A 16,527-nucleotide genomic window follows, 5' to 3' on the forward strand; every position below is an offset into this window, starting at 1 on the left:
GGCGGCGGCGCGCATGCCGACACCGAGCACGTGGTCGTCGCCGAGATGCCCGCCGCGAAATGCCCCGCCGGGGCGCCCTGCCCGCCGGCCCGGTCCGGCGCGGTCGTCGCTCGCTTGAACCGCCGTCCCGGCTTCCTCCTGGACGGCCGCGCCGGGAAAGTTCGGTTCTGGTGGTGGTAATGGGCAGGCCTGTATTTGGTGTGGATATGGGGCCTTCATTGCTTGATCAGCAGTTCGACGGATACCGTCGAAGTTGACCTGACCTGGGCTTTTACATTACGTGAGGGAGGCCACCTCTTGGAAGCCAGGCGGCTGTCGCTTCTCCCGGCGTCGATGCGGGCGCGGTCCACGCTCATCATCGGCAGCGCGTGCCTGATCTTCCTCGCCATCATCGGCGCCGGCATCGACTTCCTGGTCACCGACAGGATAGAGGCCGGCGTCTTCCGGGACGCGCAACGCACCGCGACCAACTGGGTCGGCTCCATGGCGCCCGGCCAGATCCCCCGGCCGGCGCCCGAGGGGCGCATCGACCTGCTGCAGCTCGTCGACGACCACGGGCGCGTGGTCATGGCCAGCCCCGCCGCGGCCGGTCGTCCTCCCCTCGGCACCATCCGCCCGCCGAAGGACAACCGCATCCAGGACGGGACCGTGTGCCGGCCGGAGGGCGGCTGCGTGATGTTCACCGTCATCCGCCTCCCCCCGCTCGACACCAGCGAGATCTTCGGCGGCGAGTCCCACTTCGTCTACAGCGGGACGACCCAGCCGAGCATCCTGGCCGGTCACCGCCTGGAGCTGGTCACCACCACCGGTGTGCTGCTGGCCAGCGCCCTGGTCGCCTGGGGCAACTGGTGGGTCGGCGGCCGCGCCCTGCGCCCGGTCGCGGCGATCCGCGCGACCATGGCCGACATCACGGTGAGCGACCTGAGCATGCGGGTGCCCGAACCGCCCGGCCGCACCGAGTACGCGCTGCTCGCCCGCACCGCCAACCAGACCCTGGCCCGGCTGGAGGAGGCGGTGAGGCAGCAGCGCCGGTTCGCCTCCACCACCTCCCACGAGCTCAGGACGCCCCTCACCGGGCTGCGCGCCCGGCTGGAGGAGGCGGTGCTCTACCCCGGCGACGTCGACCCCCGGCAGACCATCCGCGACGCCCTCACGCTCACCCAGCGGCTGGAGACGATCGTCGAGGACCTGCTGGTGCTGGCCAGGCTCCGCTCGGGCACCCCGGCCCAGCACGAGCCGGTCGACCTGGCGATGCTCGTGCGGGAGGCCATCGCGACCCTTCCGGCCGACGGCGTGCCGATCTGCGTCCGCGCCCAAGGCGACATCACCGTCCACGGCAACCGCATCCAGCTCGTCCGCGTGCTGGACAACCTGCTGGCCAATGCCCGGCGCCACGCCCACGGCAAGGTCGAGGTCACCGTCGGCCACCAGGGTGACCGGGCCGTGGTCGCCGTGACCGACGACGGCGACGGCATCGCGCACCAGGATCGCGAGCGGGTGTTCGAGCGCTTTGTGCGCCTGGAGGACGGGCGGCGCCTCGAACCCGGCGGCAGCGGGCTCGGCCTGGCCATCTCGCGCGACATCGCCCACGGCCACGACGGCACGCTGCGCGTCGAGGACTCCCCACGCGGCGCGCGTTTCGTCCTGGACCTGCCCCTGCTGGACATGGGCGACTCCTCTCCGCCCACCAGCGGGGACCCGCCCGGCGTGGCCGGGTTCGGCGCCCTGCCCCAGACCCCCGCCTGGCGCGCCTGAGCGTCGCGACGCCCCCGCGGCGGCCCGTACCACGGCCGCACGGCCACGTGCCGCCTCCCCACGACCGGCGCCCCCTGACGCCGGCGCATCACCCCACGCAAGGAGCCCGACGGTGTCCGACGACCGTGAACCCACCGACGAGCTGGTGACCGCGTTCAACACCGCCGACTTCGCCTCGGCGACGCGGCTGTTCGACCGGCGCGCCACCTACGTCTGCCCTGGTGGCGTCGCCGAGGGCCACGAGGAGATCGCCTCCTACTTCGCCCTCTACCACGAGGCGTTCCCCGACATCAGGGTGACGCTCCACGACAAGGGCGCGTGCGGCGACATGGTGGTCACCGAGTGGACGCTCACCAGCACCCACACCGGCCCTCTTCTCCTGCCCACCGGCCACGTCGCCGAGCCGACCGGCCGGCGCGTCGCCGTCCGCGGCTGTGACGTCCGCACCATGGAGGACGGCCTGATCGCCAGTCAGCGGGTCTACTACGACCAGCTCGAGATGCTGACCCAGCTCGGCCTCCCCTGCCTCTGAACGCCTGCCGTCCGGGCGCTCGCGAGCGCCCGGGACCGGCGTCGCCGCGGCCGTGCCGGACCGGATGGGCGACGGCACTTCACCGACCGGCCGGCAGGCCCTATCGTGAGCCCTCGCACCCCGAATGCCGAGACGACCGAAGAGGTGGGCCGTGCGCGGGCGTGGCCTTGAACCGGGAGATCCCGAGCGCGTCGGCCGCTATCTGCTGAGCGCGGTGCTCGGAGAGGGCGGCCAGGGCACCGTCTACCTTGGACGGGCCGAGGAGGCCGGACCCGTCCGCGCCGCCGGGCCCGAGGTGGCGGTCAAGGTGCTGCACACCAGGGCCGCGGGCGACGCCGAGAGCAGGCGGCGGTTCGTGCGGGAGGTCGAGACGGCGCGGCGGGTCGCGGCGTTCTGCACCGCGCGGGTGCTGGACGTCGGCACGGTCAACGGCCGCCCCTTCGTGGTCAGCGAGTACATCCCCGGGGTGTCCCTGGCGGAGGCGGTGGCGCGCGACGGGCCGCGCTCCGGCAGCGGGCTGCAGCGGCTGGCGGTCGCCACGCTCACCGCGCTGGCCGCGATCCACCGGGCTGGTGTGGTGCACCGCGACTTCAAGCCGGCCAACGTGATCCTCGGCCCCGAGGGACCGGTGGTGATCGACTTCGGCATCGCCCGCGCGCTGGACCACGCCACCACCGCCTCCGGGCTGATCGGCACGCCCGCCTACATCGCCCCGGAGCAGCTCGCCGGGCACCCGCCCGGCACCGCGTCCGACCTGTTCGGCTGGGCCTGCACGATGGTGTACGCCGCCACGGGGCACCTGCCCTTCTCGGCGGCGACGGTGCCCGCGCTGCTGGTCGCGGTCTCCACCCGCGAGCCCGACATGTCGGGCGTGCCGGACGAGCTGCGCCCGGCGCTGCTGGCCTGCCTGGCCAAGGACCCCGCCGCCCGGCCCGCCGCCGAGCAGGTGCTGCGCGCCCTCACCGGCCACGACATGGACGACACCCGGCCCAGCGGAGCCGACTCCGCCCTCCCTGGTTCACCCGCGTCGCCGGCCCCGCCCACGTCGCCGGCCCGGTCCGCCTCGCCCGCCGGAACCCGCCCGCTCGACGGCCCCCGGACGACCCGCGAGGCCGGCCTCCTCGATGACCCGGAGACGACCCGTCCCGCTGACGGCTCGCAGCGGCCCCGTCCCGCCGGCTCCCCGGCGGCGACCCGGGCGTTCACCGGGCCGGACGCCGGCCCGGGACGGCGGCCCGGCGCGGTGCCGTCCGACGCCCCCGGCCCGGGCGGCCCGGTCGGCGCGGTCGGCGCGGGTGGCCCGGGCGGCTCCGGCGGCCCGGGCGGCTCCGGCGGCCCGGGCGGCTCCGGCGGGCGCCGGTCGCGGCGGTTGCTCGTGCGGGTGGCCGCCGCCGGGCTGGTGGTGCTGGTCCCGATGGCGGTCGTGCTGGTGCGCTCGCTGGCCTCCGGCTCCGGCGGCCGGGCGCCCGCGGAGGGCACGCTGCTCTACCAGGACGACTTCGATACGCGCGGCAACTGGGACGGCTACGACTTCCAGCCCGGCGCGCGGGGGGCCGACCGGCTGACCCACGGGTACGAGATCGCCCGCGGGGTCTACACCATCCTCGCCGACGCGACCGACCCGCGCGGCCTGGCCCTGTCGCCGGTCCCGCCCAAGGAGCGGGCCCAGACGGCCGCCGACCCCGGCGTGATGGCCGGCGTGACGGCGCGGGTGCGGGAGGCGACGGGCGGACGAGGCGGGTTCGGCCTGGTGTGCCGATGGGACGAGGACGTGCCCAACGGGTACACCTTCCTGCTCGGCCTCGACGGCGCCGCGCGGGTCGTGCGCACCGTCTCGGGCACCCGCCTGGACGTGGCGCCCCCCGTGCCGGTGGCGGCGCCGCGGGTGGGACACGATGTGCACGTACAGGCGTCATGCCGGCGGGAGGGCGCCGCCACGCGGGTCTGCATGTGGGTAGACGGCGACCGGCTGTTCGACGTCCTCGACGCGCAGGCGCCGCCTGAGGGGCCGCACAGCCAGGTCGGCCTGACGGCCGAGGTGCCGGAGTCCGGCGGCGGGTCCCTCATGGTGTCCTTCGACGACTTCACCCTCCACCGCCCCGGCTGACCCGAGCCGCCGCGCCGCGACCGGCACCCCGGCCATCGCGGCTCCCCCTCCCCTTCAGATCGCCCCTCGGCCCTGCGGTCCGGTCCACCGCGGGGCGCCGGGTGATTCAGGCGGTGAGGAAGACGGGGGTGAGCGACACCGGCAGGCGCAAGGTCTTGTCGCCGGCCTCGGTGACGGGGCGGCCGCCCAGCGCGTCCACGGCGGTCGCCGTCGGGGCGGACCAGGGCAGGGTGACGGTGACCGGCGGCTCGTCCTCGCCGTCGAACATGTCGCGCTCGTCCCAGAGCACCAGCAGCGGCCCCCGCCCGCCGCGGTCGGCCTCGAACGCCCGCACGCCGGCGGGCAGGCCGGCGATCTCGGCCCGCCGCACACCGCGCACTCCGGCGAGGCGCTCGGCCATCAGCGCGAAGGCGTCCCCCGCCGGACGGCGCACGGCCAGGTCGGCACCCTTGTACTCCATCAGGGCGAGCTTGCCGAACATCAGGTGCATCACCTGGCGGGGGCCCACCGGCGCGGCGACCTCCGGCGCGAGGTTCCAGTACGCCGTCCGGCGCACGCCTTCGGCCAGTGCCAGCACGGTGCCCATGACGAGCTGGCGGCGGTTGACGCGGTGGCGCTTGGCCTCCAGCTCGCCGGGACACCCTTCCATGAACATCTGCAGCTTGGGCGGCAGCTCGGGCATGCGCTCGTACAGCGCCGTCATCGCGCGCCGCTCGGGGGTGCCGCCCTGCTCGCGCTCGGCGAGCTCGGCCGTGCTCTGCGTGCGCGGCGCCTGCGCGAAGGCCTCGGCCAGCGCCTGGTACATGACGGCCCCGACCTCGGGGAACTCGAACGGGATGGGCGCCGCGTACTCGCCGGCCACGATCGGCTTGAGATAGCCGTGGGCGCGCATCAGCTCGCCCGCGGTGGCGAGGTGCCCGGGGACCCGGGCCGCCTCCCCGTACAGGTGGACGTCGAACACGTCGAAGGCGTCGCGGCCCGCGCGGGTCACGTGCTCGAAGAACCGCCGCGGCTCACCGCCCTCCTCGGCGCTCAGCACGTCGTACCCACAGCCGCCGAGCACGACGACGGCCCCGGGGTCGGCCTGCTTGACCGCCGCGTACATGGCCTGGAGCTGGGTGACGTACTCCTCCGCCGTGCCGGCCCACAGCAGGCCGGTGTTGCTCGGCTCGTTGTCGCACTGCCAGTAGCGCACCCGGCCGGCGCAGCGGCGCACGACCTCGCGGACGAACCGGGCGTAGGCCGACAGGTCGCGCGCGGGCGAGGGGGGCAGGAAGTCGGTCGCCTCCCGGGTCGCCCACGGGGAGCTGGAGCACAGCGTGATCCAGACCTCCTCGTCGCCGTCGAGCTGGTCGAGCAGCGCGTCCACCGCCGTCCAGGTGAAGCGGCCGGGCTCGGGTTCGACCTGCCCCCAGTACACGTAGCAGCGCACGAGCCCCGCGCCGAGCGCACGGGCCTGGGGAACGAACGCGTCGGCCGGACCGAACAGGCCGTAGCTGATGCCGCGGACGACACCCAGCCGGATGTCGTGCGGGTCGTACGCGCTGGTGGCGGGGCTGGTCTCGGACATCCGGAGCACCTCTCGCGAAGAAAGTTTACGTCATATACCTGGAGTTTATAGCGTATACTCAGGCCTGTGCGAGAGACAGCCCCCGGCCCGATCGACCTGATCTGGACCCAGCCGCCGCCCCCGCCGCGCCAGCGCGCCCTCGGCCGGGAGGAGATCGTGGCCGCCGCCATCGGCATCGCCGACGAGCAGGGGTTGGAGGCCATGACGATGAAGGCGGTCGCCGCGCGACTCGGCCCCTGTACGCCGATGGCGCTCTACCGCTACGTGCACAGCAAAGAAGGCCTCGTCGATCTGATGCTGGACGCGGCCGCGGCGCAGGTCCCGCTGCCCGAGAAACCGGGCGACGACTGGCGGGCCGACCTGCGCGCCGTCTCTGTGGACACCTGGCGGGTGATCCGGCGCCACCCGTGGTGCGCGCTGCTCGTGCACACCCGTCCCCCGGCCGGGCCGCACGTCATGCGCAGGCTGGAGTTCATGCTCGCCGTGCTGGTCCGGCGGGGCGCGAGCGTCGCCGAGGCGATGACGTACGCCGCGCTGCTCGACCGGCACGTGTTCGGCAGCGGCCTCCAGCAGGACACCGAGGCCCGGTTCGAGCGGCGCTACGGGCTGGACGACGGCGCGCGCCTGTACGCCGCCATCGCCACGCTGCACGATCTGGCCGCCGCGGACGGCCGCCTGCCCCACCTGACCGCCTGGCTGGCCCGGCCCTCGGGCGCCGGGCCCGAGGAACAGTTCGCCATGGGCCTGGACTTCCTCCTGGACGGCATCGCGGCCCGCCTGCCCGCAGCTCCTCCCGCGGGCGGATGAGCGGGACACGAGCCCCGGCGGGTTACGGCGTAGTCAGACGGGCACAGCAGTAGGTGTCCGGTATGTGCGCTGTGAGAGGTTCGTCGAAGGCCGTGGCAGGCACGCGAGGCTCGCCGCGGAGCGGAGCGACGCCGGCCGAACGCAGTGGCCCACCAGCGACTCGACGAGTTGTCCCAGGTGAGGCAGGAGGTGGCCCGTGACCAGGGCGACCAGCAGGGTGGCATTGGTGACAGGGGCGAGCAGCGGGATCGGTGCCGCCACCGCGCACCTTCTGGCCGCACGAGGAATGCGCGTCGTGGTCAACTACCTCCGCAGCGTCACGGCGGCCGGCGAGGTCGTGGCCGGCATCGAGGCCGCGGGCGGCGAGGCCATGGCCGTGCGGGCCGACGTGCGCGAGACGGCGGCGGTCGAGAGCATGATCGTGCGGGTCCAGGAGGCATGGGGCGGCATCGACGTGCTCGTGCACAACGCGCTCACCCCGTATGCGATCAAGCCGTTCCAGGACATGACGTGGGACGAACTGGGCGGCAAGCTCGACGACGAGATGCGTGCGGCGTTCGTGGTGACCAAGGCCGTTCTGCCCGCCATGATGGAACAAAGCTGGGGACGCATCGTCTATCTCGGCACCGGCCTCAGCCGCCGCCCCCGGGAGGGCATGATCGCACTGGGCACGGCCAAGGCCGCACTGGCGCAGTTCGCCCGGTATCTCGCCCAGGAGCTGGGCCCGCAGGGCATCACGGTCAACGTCGTCGAGCCCGGCCCGGTGGAGGACACCCGCATGGCGAACGTGATGGGCGAGGAGCAGAAGCGGCGGCAGGTGGCCGCCACCCCCCTGGGCCGCCTGGCACACCCGGCCGACGTCGCCCAGGCGGTCGCTTTCTACGCCGGCGAGGAGAACGCCTTCATGACCGGCACCACGGCCGCGGTCAACGGCGGGATGTCCATGTACTGACGCCCCGCCGGCCCGCGCACACGGAGCCATGCCGGCCCCGGTCCGGCTCACGGCAGGACGGCATTCCGCACACCGTCACCTCGAGCACCATGATCCGCCGCGCGGGCGCGTGGCATGGCACGATCAAGGGACGACGTTCATGTACACGATCGATCTGGCCTACGTCGGGCGGGGCCTGCACGAGGAGCTGGTCGCCTACATCGCCGACCAGCAGGGCTACTACGCCGACGAGGGCGTCCATGTCGCGCTGCGCGACGGCTGCTCCTGGGAGGAGGAACGGCTGCGCCGCGGCGCCACCATCGGGCTCGGCAGGGCACTGCTGTCCCGGCTGTCCGACGGCACCCCCTGGGTCGCACTCAGTGTCAACACCCACCGCCCGCTGTTCTGGTTCCTCGCGCGCGTCGGCCTGACCTCCCTGGCCGACCTGGCCGGCCGGACGCTGGCGGTACACGGCCCCCGGACCGCGCCCGGGTGCTTCGCCCGGATCGTGCTGCGCCGGGCCGGCCTCGACCCGGACCGCGACGTCCACACCGTCGTCCGCCCACCCGGCGACTACGGCATGGACCTGCGCCGGCTGCACGACGGCACGATCGACGCCGCCCTGGTCGGCAGCACCATGGCACCGGAGGCGGTGGCCGCCGAGCACGGCTGGCGGGTGCTGGCCTGGGTCGGCGACCTCTTCCAGATCCCCACCGTAGGCGTGGCCGTCGACCCCGGCTTCATCCGGCCGGACGATCCTGCGGTCCAGGCCGTCGTACGAGCCCACCGGCGCGCCCTGCGGGTGGTTCACGAAGATCCCGACACCACGGTGCGGCACATCCGGGCATTTCTCGGCCGGCACACCGCGGAGGAGGCCCGAGCCCACTACGAGGCGTTCATCGCGCCGTACTTCGCCACCGACGGCCAGGCCGACCTCGCCGTCGGCGCCACCGCGATCACCGCGGTGGCCGCCGAACTCGGCGTCCCCGCCGCCTTCACCGCAGCCGAGTTCTACCGCACCGCGCCGGATCGATGACCGGAAAAGCGGATGGGGCGGGTGACAGCGTGGGTGATCCGCTCGGCGGGACGCGGCGTGGTGGAGGGAAGGGCGCCGGTGGCGGGCGCGGGGCCGTGGGGGTCTCCCCGGCCGCCGGCACCGCACCGTGCGCCGCTTCCCGCTCACCGGCCCGCTATCGGGGCGTGGCCACCGTGAACGGCGGCGCCTCCGATCGCGGTCCGGTCACCTCACGGTGATCAGCGGCCGTCGTGGCCGGAGTGCCCGTGGTGGTGGCCGGAGTGACCGTGATCGTGGCCGGAGTGGCCGTGGTGGTGCCGGTCACGGGGGAAGTCCCCGCGGTCGAACCCGTGGTGCTTGGCGTAGTCGGACGACAGCGACTTCCACTTGCCGTCGCTCCACTTGTAGAAGCGGTGCCCGTCGAAGCGGTAGTGCCTGCCGTGGTCCGTGCTGTACCAGTCACCGTGGCCGGTGTACCGGTGCCACCACCGGTGGCCGTCCCAGAGGTGACGGCTGCCGTGCCCGTGCTCACCGTGGCCGCGATCGGCGACGGTATCGCTCTGGGTCACACCGGTCTGTACCGCCGCCGAGGCCGCGCCGCCGGAGGCGAGCAGGGCACCGCCCGTGATGGTGAGGGCGGTCATCGCGGTGGCAATGCGCCGAGCGATCGTGTTCATGATCTTCTCCTCGACACGCACGTCCGTCCGGTGTCTCCGGACCTGGACGTTTCCTGCGTGTTACGCCCGGCTCAACCCGCCCCTCTGAGCGAATAATCCCAATCATCCCATGATGTGCAGTTTGTCACTAAAAGGAAGGTTTCTAGTGTGAGATCACCCCGGATCCCGCCGCCACCGGCGAAGCGCCGCGGCGACGTCCCGCCATCACCGCCGCGGCCCCGCCGCCGAGCCGGCGCCATCCCCGCTCTCACCTGCGGCGCAGCGGCTGTTCCGACGGCCGGACGTGCGTGGCCAGCCAGTCGACCAGCGGACCGAGCGACCGCCAGGTCGTCCGCACACGGTCGAGCGCCTCAGGGGTGTGCAGCCAGTCCTCCGGCGGCCGGCGTTGGCCGACGTGGAGCGAGCGGTGCCGCAACAGGTGCAGGCGGGGATGGCCGGGGTCGACCCCGCGCGGGCGGGTCTTGAGCCGGTCGCCCTCGATCGCCATGCCCGCGGCGCCGAGCCCGTGGAGGATCTCCTCCAGCAGCGCGCCCGCCTTGTCGTCGTCCACGGCCGCGCGGAACCGCTCCACCTGGTCCGGCGCGGGGGAGAACCATCCCGCGGCGGTGTACAGGCCGTCGGCGTCGAGCTGCACGTAGTACCCGATGCCTTCCCCGCCCGCCCGCACGTAGGCGCCCTGATGGGTCTTGTACGGCGACTTGTCCTTGGCGAACCGCACGTCGCGGTACGGCCGGAACAGGCTCCCGGGCCCGAACTCCCCCGCCAGCTCCTCCATCAGCGCCTGCATCGGCTCCTTCACCGCCGCCTCGTACACCCCCTTGCGCTCCATCCAGTACGCCTTGGAGTTGTCCGCCTCCAAGCCCTCGTAGAACATCAACCCCTCGTCGGGGAAGCCCTCGAAACCCATCCGTCCACAATGCCAGGTCGCACCGACGACGAACCGCGCGAGCGGCGCCCGCGTCAGAAGACGGCGTTCTCCCCGGCGGTCACGGGGACTCCCTCACCAGGTCGCTAGGGGCCAGCGAACCCGGGCCGGTGTGCCCGGACAGCGCCAGGGCCAGGTCCAGTTCGGCCAGCACGCAGCGGATGACGTGGTCGACGCCCGCCTGCCCCTCCAGGGCGAGCCCGTAGGCGTACGGGCGGCCGAGCAGCACCGTGCTCGCGCCCAGCGCGAGGGCCTTGTAGACGTCGGCCCCGCCGCGCACCCCGCTGTCGAACAGGACGGTGAGCCGGTCGCCTGCCGCCTGGACGACGCGGGGCAGGGCGTCGGCGGCGCCGACGGACCCGGCCACCTGGCGCCCGCCGTGGTTGGAGACGACCACGCCGTCCACGCCCGCGTCGGCGGCGCGGCGGGCGTCGTCGGGGTGCAGCACGCCCTTGAGCACGATCGGCCCGTCCCAGCGCTCGCGCAGGAACGCGAGGTCGGGCCAGGTCTTGGCGGGGTCGCCGAACAGGCCGAGGAAATGCCGGACGGCTCCTTCGGGATCCTCGTGCACCGGTTTGGCGAGGCCCTGCCGGAAGGCGGGGTCGGTGAAGTAGTTGGCGGTGCCCACGCCGTGCAGGAAGGGGAGGTAGGCATGGTCGAGGTCGCGGGGGCGCCATCCCAGCATCGGGGTGTCCAGCGTCACGAACAGCACGGTGTACCCGGCCGCCCGGGCCCTGGCGAGGAAGCTGCCGGCCACCTCGGGGTCCTTCGGCCAGTAGAGCTGGAACCACCGCTCGGCGTCGCCCATCGCCTCGGCGACCTGTTCCATCGGGGTGCTGGAGGCCGAGGACAGGATGAAGGGCACCTCCCGGGCGGCGGCGGCGCGCGCGGCCGCCGTCTCGGCGTCGGCGTGCATGACCGACATCACGCCGACCGGGGCGAGGGCGAGCGGCGCGGGGATGCGCCGTCCCAGCACCTCCACCGACAGGTCGCGCTCGTGGACGTCCCGGAGCACGCGCGGCACGATGCGCCACCGGTCGAGCGCGGCCCGGTTGGCGCGGGCGGTGCTGCCGTCGCCCGCGCTGCCGGCCACGTAGCCGTACGGGCCCGGGCCGAGCGTGCCTTCGGCGAGCTCCTCCAGCCGGGTGAGGTCGGTCGGCAGCCGGGGCCGCGTCCCGGCCATGCCGTTGAGGTAGATCTCGTACTGGTAGTCCGCCCAGTTCGGCCTCGTCATGGCAGGTCGCACCTCTCGCCTCGCCCACTCGAGCCCGGCCGGCTCCTCGCGCGGGGCGCCGCGCCGCCTTCCGACGATCATCCCGGGCGCCGCCGGTCCCGTCCATAGCGGCCGCGTTCCCCGGACGGCCGGTCGATATGCGCGGCCGCGCCCTCGGTGGCGGCCTCGGTGACCTGCGCGGGGTCAGATCCAGCCGCGGCGGGTGGCCTCCATGGCGATCTGGAAGCGGGTCCGGGCCCCGACGCGCCGCATCAGCTTGGTCACGTGGCGCTGGACGGTGCGCTCGCTCCAGCCGAGGACCCGGCCGGCGGCCTGGTCGGTGGCGCCGGCGGCGAGCAGGGTCAGCAGCCGCGCCTCCTCCTCCGACAGCTCCTGCGTCGCCGGCCCGGTGTGCTGGACGGGAACGCTGCGCGCCCAGGTGGCCTCGAAGAGCGCGACCAGCGCGTCCAGCAGCGGCGAGGGGTGGATGAGGTAGGAGGCGGTGAGCGCCTCGTCGCCGGGCCGCATCAACGGGAGCATGGCCAGCCGGTCGTCGGAGATCGCCAGCTTCATGGGCAGGTCGGCGGCGATCCTGGCCTGCTCGCCGTGGCGCATGCCGGTCGTGACGTCCTCCAGCCAGCCGGGGAGCTCCAGCGCGCTCTTGTCGTAGATGACGCGGTACTTCACCCCGCGCTTGAGCAGGGCGAGCTCGACGTGGTTGGACTCGGTGTGGCCCTGCGGGGCGGCGTAGGGCGGGCGGTCGAAGCCGCGCATCTGCACGCTGGTGTTCTGCTGCATCTGCACCCAGCGGTGGTTGACCTCGTCGCGCCCGGAGACCACCTCGATCAGCTCGCCGGGGTGGGCGAACCGGGCGCCCGCCCGGTACATCTTCATCAGCGTGCGGATGTGCAGCCGCACGTCGTGCAATCCGGCCTCGCGCTCGCGCAGGACGGCCTCCAGCCCGCTGTCGGGCGAGACGGCGACGTAGCGGACGGGGCGCCCGGCCGAGCGGGTGGCCAGGCCCAGGTCGACGAGCGTGCGCAGGGCGCGGCGGGCGCCCGCGACCGGCAGGTGGCAGTCGTGGACCAGCTCGGTCAGCGTCGCCCGCGTCCGGCGGACGAGCGCGTCGTACACCATCTCGTCCTGCCGGCTCAGTCCGATCGCCTCGAGCACGCCCGTTCTCCTCGCGAAACCTCCCCGTCACCTCGGGGAAACGGCGCCGCCTGCGCCTTGTCGTCTTCCCGCCACCTGACGGGAACTCGCCGTTCGCTCAGCTTGTCAGCGGATGACGACTGATGCCAGCGTTCATGCTCGTCAGATTTGTCCTAGATTCTTGCAAGGAGCCCCCCATGTCGTCGTCCGCCCTGCGAAATCGCGGGCACCGCCTCATCCTCGCCGTGCTGGTGCTGCTGGGAGCGGTCGCCGCCGCCCTGCCGGCGCGCCCGGCGATGGCGGCCGACCCGCCGGGCGCGCCGGCCCACCGGGGGAAGATCGCCCCTGAGCTGGCCGAACAGATGAAGAACGCGCGGCTGCGCTCCGACGGCCGCATCGAGGCGGTCGTCGTGCTGGGCGCCCGCCCGGACCTGCCGCCGGACGCCTCCGGCCCGGCGGAGGTGCGTGAGGGCCTGGCCGGCACGGCCGCGTCCATGCAGGCCCCGGTCGTGCGACTGATCAAGTCGCAAGGTGATCAGGTCGTCAACACCTTCTGGCTGAAGAACATGGTCCTCATCCGGGCCACGCCGGCGACGCTGGACGCGGTCGCGGCGCTGCCCCTGGTCGAGCGCGTCATCCCCAACTTCGAGCTGAAGGCCCCCGAGACCGGGCCCGCCAAGCCCGCCGCCGCGCGCCGGGCCGCCAAGGCGGGCGAGCCCACGTGGGGCATCGCCAAGATCGGCGCCGACCGGGTGGAGAGCGAGCGCGGGCTGACCGGCAAGGGCGTGCGCGTCGCGATCCTGGACACCGGCATCGACGTCTCCCACCCGGATCTCACCGGCAAGCTCGCCACCGACGACGCCGCCGACCCCGCCTACCCCGGCGGCTGGATCGAGTTCGCCCCGGACGGCACCCCGGTGGCCTCCACGCCGCACGACAGCTCCTACCACGGCACCCACGTCGCCGGCACGATCGCCGGCGGTGACGCCTCGGGCACGCGAATCGGCGTGGCGCCCGGCGTCAGCCTGATGGCCGGCCTGGTCATTCCCGGCGGCAACGGCACGCTCGCCCAGGTCATCGCCGGCATGCAGTGGGCGATCGCCCCCTACGACGCCCACGGCCGCCCGGCCGGCAAGCCCGCCGACGTCGTCAGCATGTCGCTGGGAGGCGAGGGCTACTCCGACGAGATGATCGAGCCGGCCAGGAACATCTACCGGGCCGGAGCCTTCCCGTCCTTCGCCATCGGCAACGAATGCCTGCCCGGCGGGTCGAGCAGCCCCGGCAACGTGTACGAGTCGGTGTCGGTCGGCGCGACCGACGCCGACGACAGCGTGCCGGACTTCTCCTGCGGTGGCACGGTCAGGCGGGACGACTGGGTCGACGCGCCCGGCGACTGGCCCGACTCCTACATCGTCCCCGACGTCTCGGCGCCCGGCGTCGACGTGCTCTCGGCCCTCCCCGGCGGCGAGTACGGCACGCTCAGCGGCACCTCGATGGCGACCCCGCACGTCTCCGGCACGGTCGCGCTCATGCTGCAGGCCCGTCCCGAACTCACCGTGGACCAGGCCCTGGACATCCTGGCCGGCACCTCGCTCGACGACGAGCGTTACGGCGAGCGCCCCAACGCCCGCTACGGCGCCGGGCGGATCGACGCCTACGCCGCCGTCGCCGAGGCCGCCCTGACCAGCGGCGTGCGCGGCACGGTCACCGACGGCAAGACCCGCGAGCCGCTCGCGGGCGTCACCGTCACCCGGGCGGGCGACGGCCGGGCCGTCACCACCGACGCGCAGGGCCGCTTCGAGATGCGGCTCGCTCCCGGGTCCTACGACCTCACGCTGACCCGCTTCGGCTACAAGCCGGCCACGACCCGCGTCCGCGTCCAGGCGGACCGCATGACCGACCTGCGCACGGCGCTCGAGCAGACCCCCCGCGGCAAGATCACCGGCCGGGTGGTGTACGGCCCGACCGGCTCGACCGTTCCGGGCGCGACGGTCACCGTGCTCGGCGTGCCCGACACCCTGGCGGCCACGACCGGCCTCAACGGCGCCTACACCATCTCCGAGGTACCGGAGGGCGACTACCGGATCGCCGCGGTGGCCCCGGGCGTGTCCCGGTCGGACCCGCAGCGGGTCACCGTGCGCGGCAAGGGCCAGGCGCGGGCCGACATCGCCCTGCCCCGCTCGCCCGACACCCAGCGCGTCTCCCTGAGCGTCGACGGTCACCAGGGCGACAACGAGAGCTGGTGGCCGCAGCTGAGCGACGACGGCAGCGCCGTGACCTTCGCCAGCGTGGCCGGAAACCTCGTCCCCGGCGACACCAACGACGACCTGGACGTCTTCGTCACCGACCTGCGCACCGGGGCGATCGAGCGGGTGTCGGTGGCCTCCGACGGAACCCAGGCGGACGCCTTCTCCCTGACCCCGACCCTCAGCGGTGACGCCAGGTACGTCGGGTTCAGCAGCGGGGCGACCAACCTGGTGCCCGGCGACACCAACGGGCAGACCGACGCCTTCGCGCACGACCGGCAGTCCGGCAGGACCGAGCTGATCTCGGTCGGGCCGGGCGGCGCGCTGAGCGACGGGCTGTCCTCGCAGCCGGCGTTCAGCTCCGACGGCCGCTTCGCCGTCTTCAACAGCGACGCGACGAACCTGGTCGCCGGGGACACCAACGGCCGCACCGACGTCTTCGTCCGCGACCGGCAGGCCGGCACGACCGAGCGCGTCTCGGTGGGCCCGGGCGGCGCCCAGGGCGACGGCAACTCGCGCGAGCAGACCATCAGCGCGGACGGCAGGTTCGTCGCGTTCGAGAGCAACGCCACGAACCTGGTGCCGGGCCAGGACGACGGGAGCACCAACCTGTTCGTCCGCGACCGGCAGGCCGGCACGACCGAGGCGCTCACCACTCCCGAGGGCGTCGAGCCGAGCAGCCCGAAGATCAGCGCGGACGGCCGCATGGTGGTCTACATCGGCGCCGGGCCGAAGGGGTGGCAGATCTACCGCTACGACCGGCAGGCCCGCACGAACGCGCTGGTGTCGGCGGCCTCCGACGGGAGCCCGGGCGACGACTGGTCCTTCGCCCCCTCCCCCGGCGCCGACGGGCAGACGGTGGTGTTCTACAGCTACGCGGCCAACCTCGCCGGCCCGGACGTCAACGGGCGCACCGACGTGTTCGTGCGCGACCTGAAGGCCGGTACGACCCAGCGGGTCTCGACGGGCCCGAAGGGCGTGGAGGGCGACGGCTCCAGCGAGGTGCCGTCGATCAGCGGGAACGGGCGCTACGTCGCCTTCCAGAGCTCCTCGGCGAACCTGGTCGAGGGCGACACCAACCGGCACTCCGACGTGTTCGTCCGCGACCGCACTCCCGGCCCCGAGCCGCGCTTCGCGCTCGGCGAGCTGGAGGTGAGCCCGGACGCCGTGCGGCCCGGACGCCCGGTGCGGGTCAGCGCGTGGGTGAAGAACGTCGGCGAGAAGACGGGCGGCTACGACGCCGTCCTGCGGGTCGGTGACCAGGTGGAACGGCGCCAGACCGTCCAGGTGCGGGCCGGAGCGGCCGTGCGCCTGTCCTTCGAGGTGCGCCGCAGCGCACCGGGCGCCTACACGGTCGTCCTGGGCCCGCTCACCGGCCGTTTCACGGTGACCGGACACTGAACCGCCGGTTCCGCGCCGGCCGCGGCGCCCTCCCGGGGCCGCGGCCGGCGCGGAACGCCGCCTGAGCCGCTCTCACAAAGCGCCGGGCCCGATTCGGGCCCGGCGCTTCGCTTGTGCGCCGTCACGCGGGTGCTTCCGCAGAGGCGTACGGGCCTCAATCGGCGGACGACGCGACCGGCCTCCGATCGAAAGTTCC

12 protein-coding genes are annotated in these 16,527 nt (G+C 73.8%); 7 read left to right on the plus strand and 5 right to left on the minus strand.

The features are described from left to right. Positions 1–297 precede the first annotated feature (297 nt). From ABZT47_RS03600 to ABZT47_RS03610, 3 genes are all read left to right on the plus strand, one after another. Complete coding sequence (locus ABZT47_RS03600; protein WP_354835759.1) at positions 298–1,755, plus strand: HAMP domain-containing sensor histidine kinase; 1,458 nt, start codon at positions 298–300, stop codon at positions 1,753–1,755. 112 nt (positions 1,756–1,867) lie between these two features. Further along, positions 1,868–2,287 carry a nuclear transport factor 2 family protein gene (locus tag ABZT47_RS03605; RefSeq protein WP_354835761.1) on the plus strand — a complete coding sequence of 140 codons (420 nt, stop codon included), beginning with the start codon at positions 1,868–1,870 and terminating at the stop codon, positions 2,285–2,287. 151 nt (positions 2,288–2,438) lie between these two features. After that, positions 2,439–4,394: a serine/threonine-protein kinase gene (locus ABZT47_RS03610; RefSeq protein WP_354835763.1), complete on the plus strand. Its 1,956-nt coding sequence runs from the start codon at positions 2,439–2,441 to the stop codon at positions 4,392–4,394. A 106-nt stretch (positions 4,395–4,500) separates the two neighbouring features. On the opposite strand, the gene ABZT47_RS03615 is transcribed toward ABZT47_RS03610, so the two are convergent. Next, a complete protein-coding gene (locus ABZT47_RS03615; RefSeq protein ID WP_354835765.1) occupies positions 4,501–5,964 on the minus strand; it encodes a hypothetical protein in 1,464 nt (487 codons plus the stop codon). A 66-nt stretch (positions 5,965–6,030) separates the two neighbouring features. Between ABZT47_RS03615 and ABZT47_RS03620 the strand changes: the two genes are divergently transcribed. From ABZT47_RS03620 to ABZT47_RS03630, 3 genes are all read left to right on the plus strand, one after another. Beyond that, positions 6,031–6,771, plus strand: a complete 741-nt coding sequence (locus ABZT47_RS03620) for a TetR/AcrR family transcriptional regulator (protein ID WP_354835767.1) — start codon at positions 6,031–6,033, stop codon at positions 6,769–6,771. A 196-nt stretch (positions 6,772–6,967) separates the two neighbouring features. Beyond that, on the plus strand, positions 6,968–7,723 hold the full coding sequence (locus ABZT47_RS03625; RefSeq protein ID WP_354835769.1) for an SDR family oxidoreductase: 756 nt from the start codon (positions 6,968–6,970) through the stop codon (positions 7,721–7,723). A 139-nt stretch (positions 7,724–7,862) separates the two neighbouring features. Then, positions 7,863–8,738 carry an ABC transporter substrate-binding protein gene (locus tag ABZT47_RS03630; RefSeq protein ID WP_354835771.1) on the plus strand — a complete coding sequence of 292 codons (876 nt, stop codon included), beginning with the start codon at positions 7,863–7,865 and terminating at the stop codon, positions 8,736–8,738. Positions 8,739–8,956: 218 nt separating this feature from the next. Here the strand turns inward: ABZT47_RS03630 and ABZT47_RS03635 are convergent, their stop codons facing one another. The 4 genes from ABZT47_RS03635 to ABZT47_RS03650 all read right to left on the minus strand — a co-directional run bounded on the left by ABZT47_RS03635 (position 8,957) and on the right by ABZT47_RS03650 (position 12,705). Beyond that, positions 8,957–9,394: a hypothetical protein gene (locus ABZT47_RS03635; RefSeq protein ID WP_354835773.1), complete on the minus strand. Its 438-nt coding sequence runs from the start codon at positions 9,392–9,394 to the stop codon at positions 8,957–8,959. A 247-nt stretch (positions 9,395–9,641) separates the two neighbouring features. Further along, positions 9,642–10,301 (minus strand): DUF2461 domain-containing protein, encoded by a 660-nt coding sequence (locus tag ABZT47_RS03640; RefSeq protein WP_354835775.1) that lies wholly within the window; start codon positions 10,299–10,301, stop codon positions 9,642–9,644. Positions 10,302–10,380: 79 nt separating this feature from the next. After that, positions 10,381–11,553 (minus strand): lactate 2-monooxygenase, encoded by a 1,173-nt coding sequence (locus tag ABZT47_RS03645; protein WP_354835777.1) that lies wholly within the window; start codon positions 11,551–11,553, stop codon positions 10,381–10,383. A 183-nt stretch (positions 11,554–11,736) separates the two neighbouring features. Further along, complete coding sequence (locus tag ABZT47_RS03650) at positions 11,737–12,705, minus strand: helix-turn-helix domain-containing protein (RefSeq protein WP_354835779.1); 969 nt, start codon at positions 12,703–12,705, stop codon at positions 11,737–11,739. Between the two features lie 176 nt (positions 12,706–12,881). Here ABZT47_RS03650 and ABZT47_RS03655 point away from each other — a divergent pair, with 176 nt between their 5' ends. After that, on the plus strand, positions 12,882–16,331 hold the full coding sequence (locus ABZT47_RS03655) for a S8 family serine peptidase (RefSeq protein WP_354835781.1): 3,450 nt from the start codon (positions 12,882–12,884) through the stop codon (positions 16,329–16,331). Positions 16,332–16,527: the final 196 nt, after the last annotated feature.

Origin of the sequence: Sphaerisporangium sp. NPDC005289, assembly GCF_040607455.1 — a bacterium.
In the GTDB taxonomy this organism is placed as follows: domain Bacteria; phylum Actinomycetota; class Actinomycetes; order Streptosporangiales; family Streptosporangiaceae; genus Sphaerisporangium; species Sphaerisporangium rhizosphaerae.

What these genes read in the sequence shown, in the direction of transcription:
- ABZT47_RS03615 (WP_354835765.1), bottom strand. Translation starts at nt 5,964, where the DNA reads ATGTCCGAGACCAGCCCCGCCACCAGCGCGTACGACCCGCACGACATC.
- ABZT47_RS03630 (WP_354835771.1), top strand. Translation starts at nt 7,863, where the DNA reads ATGTACACGATCGATCTGGCCTACGTCGGGCGGGGCCTGCACGAGGAG.
- ABZT47_RS03635 (WP_354835773.1), bottom strand. Translation starts at nt 9,394, where the DNA reads ATGAACACGATCGCTCGGCGCATTGCCACCGCGATGACCGCCCTCACC.
- ABZT47_RS03640 (WP_354835775.1), bottom strand. Translation starts at nt 10,301, where the DNA reads ATGGGTTTCGAGGGCTTCCCCGACGAGGGGTTGATGTTCTACGAGGGC.
- ABZT47_RS03645 (WP_354835777.1), bottom strand. Translation starts at nt 11,553, where the DNA reads ATGACGAGGCCGAACTGGGCGGACTACCAGTACGAGATCTACCTCAAC.
- ABZT47_RS03655 (WP_354835781.1), top strand. Translation starts at nt 12,882, where the DNA reads ATGTCGTCGTCCGCCCTGCGAAATCGCGGGCACCGCCTCATCCTCGCC.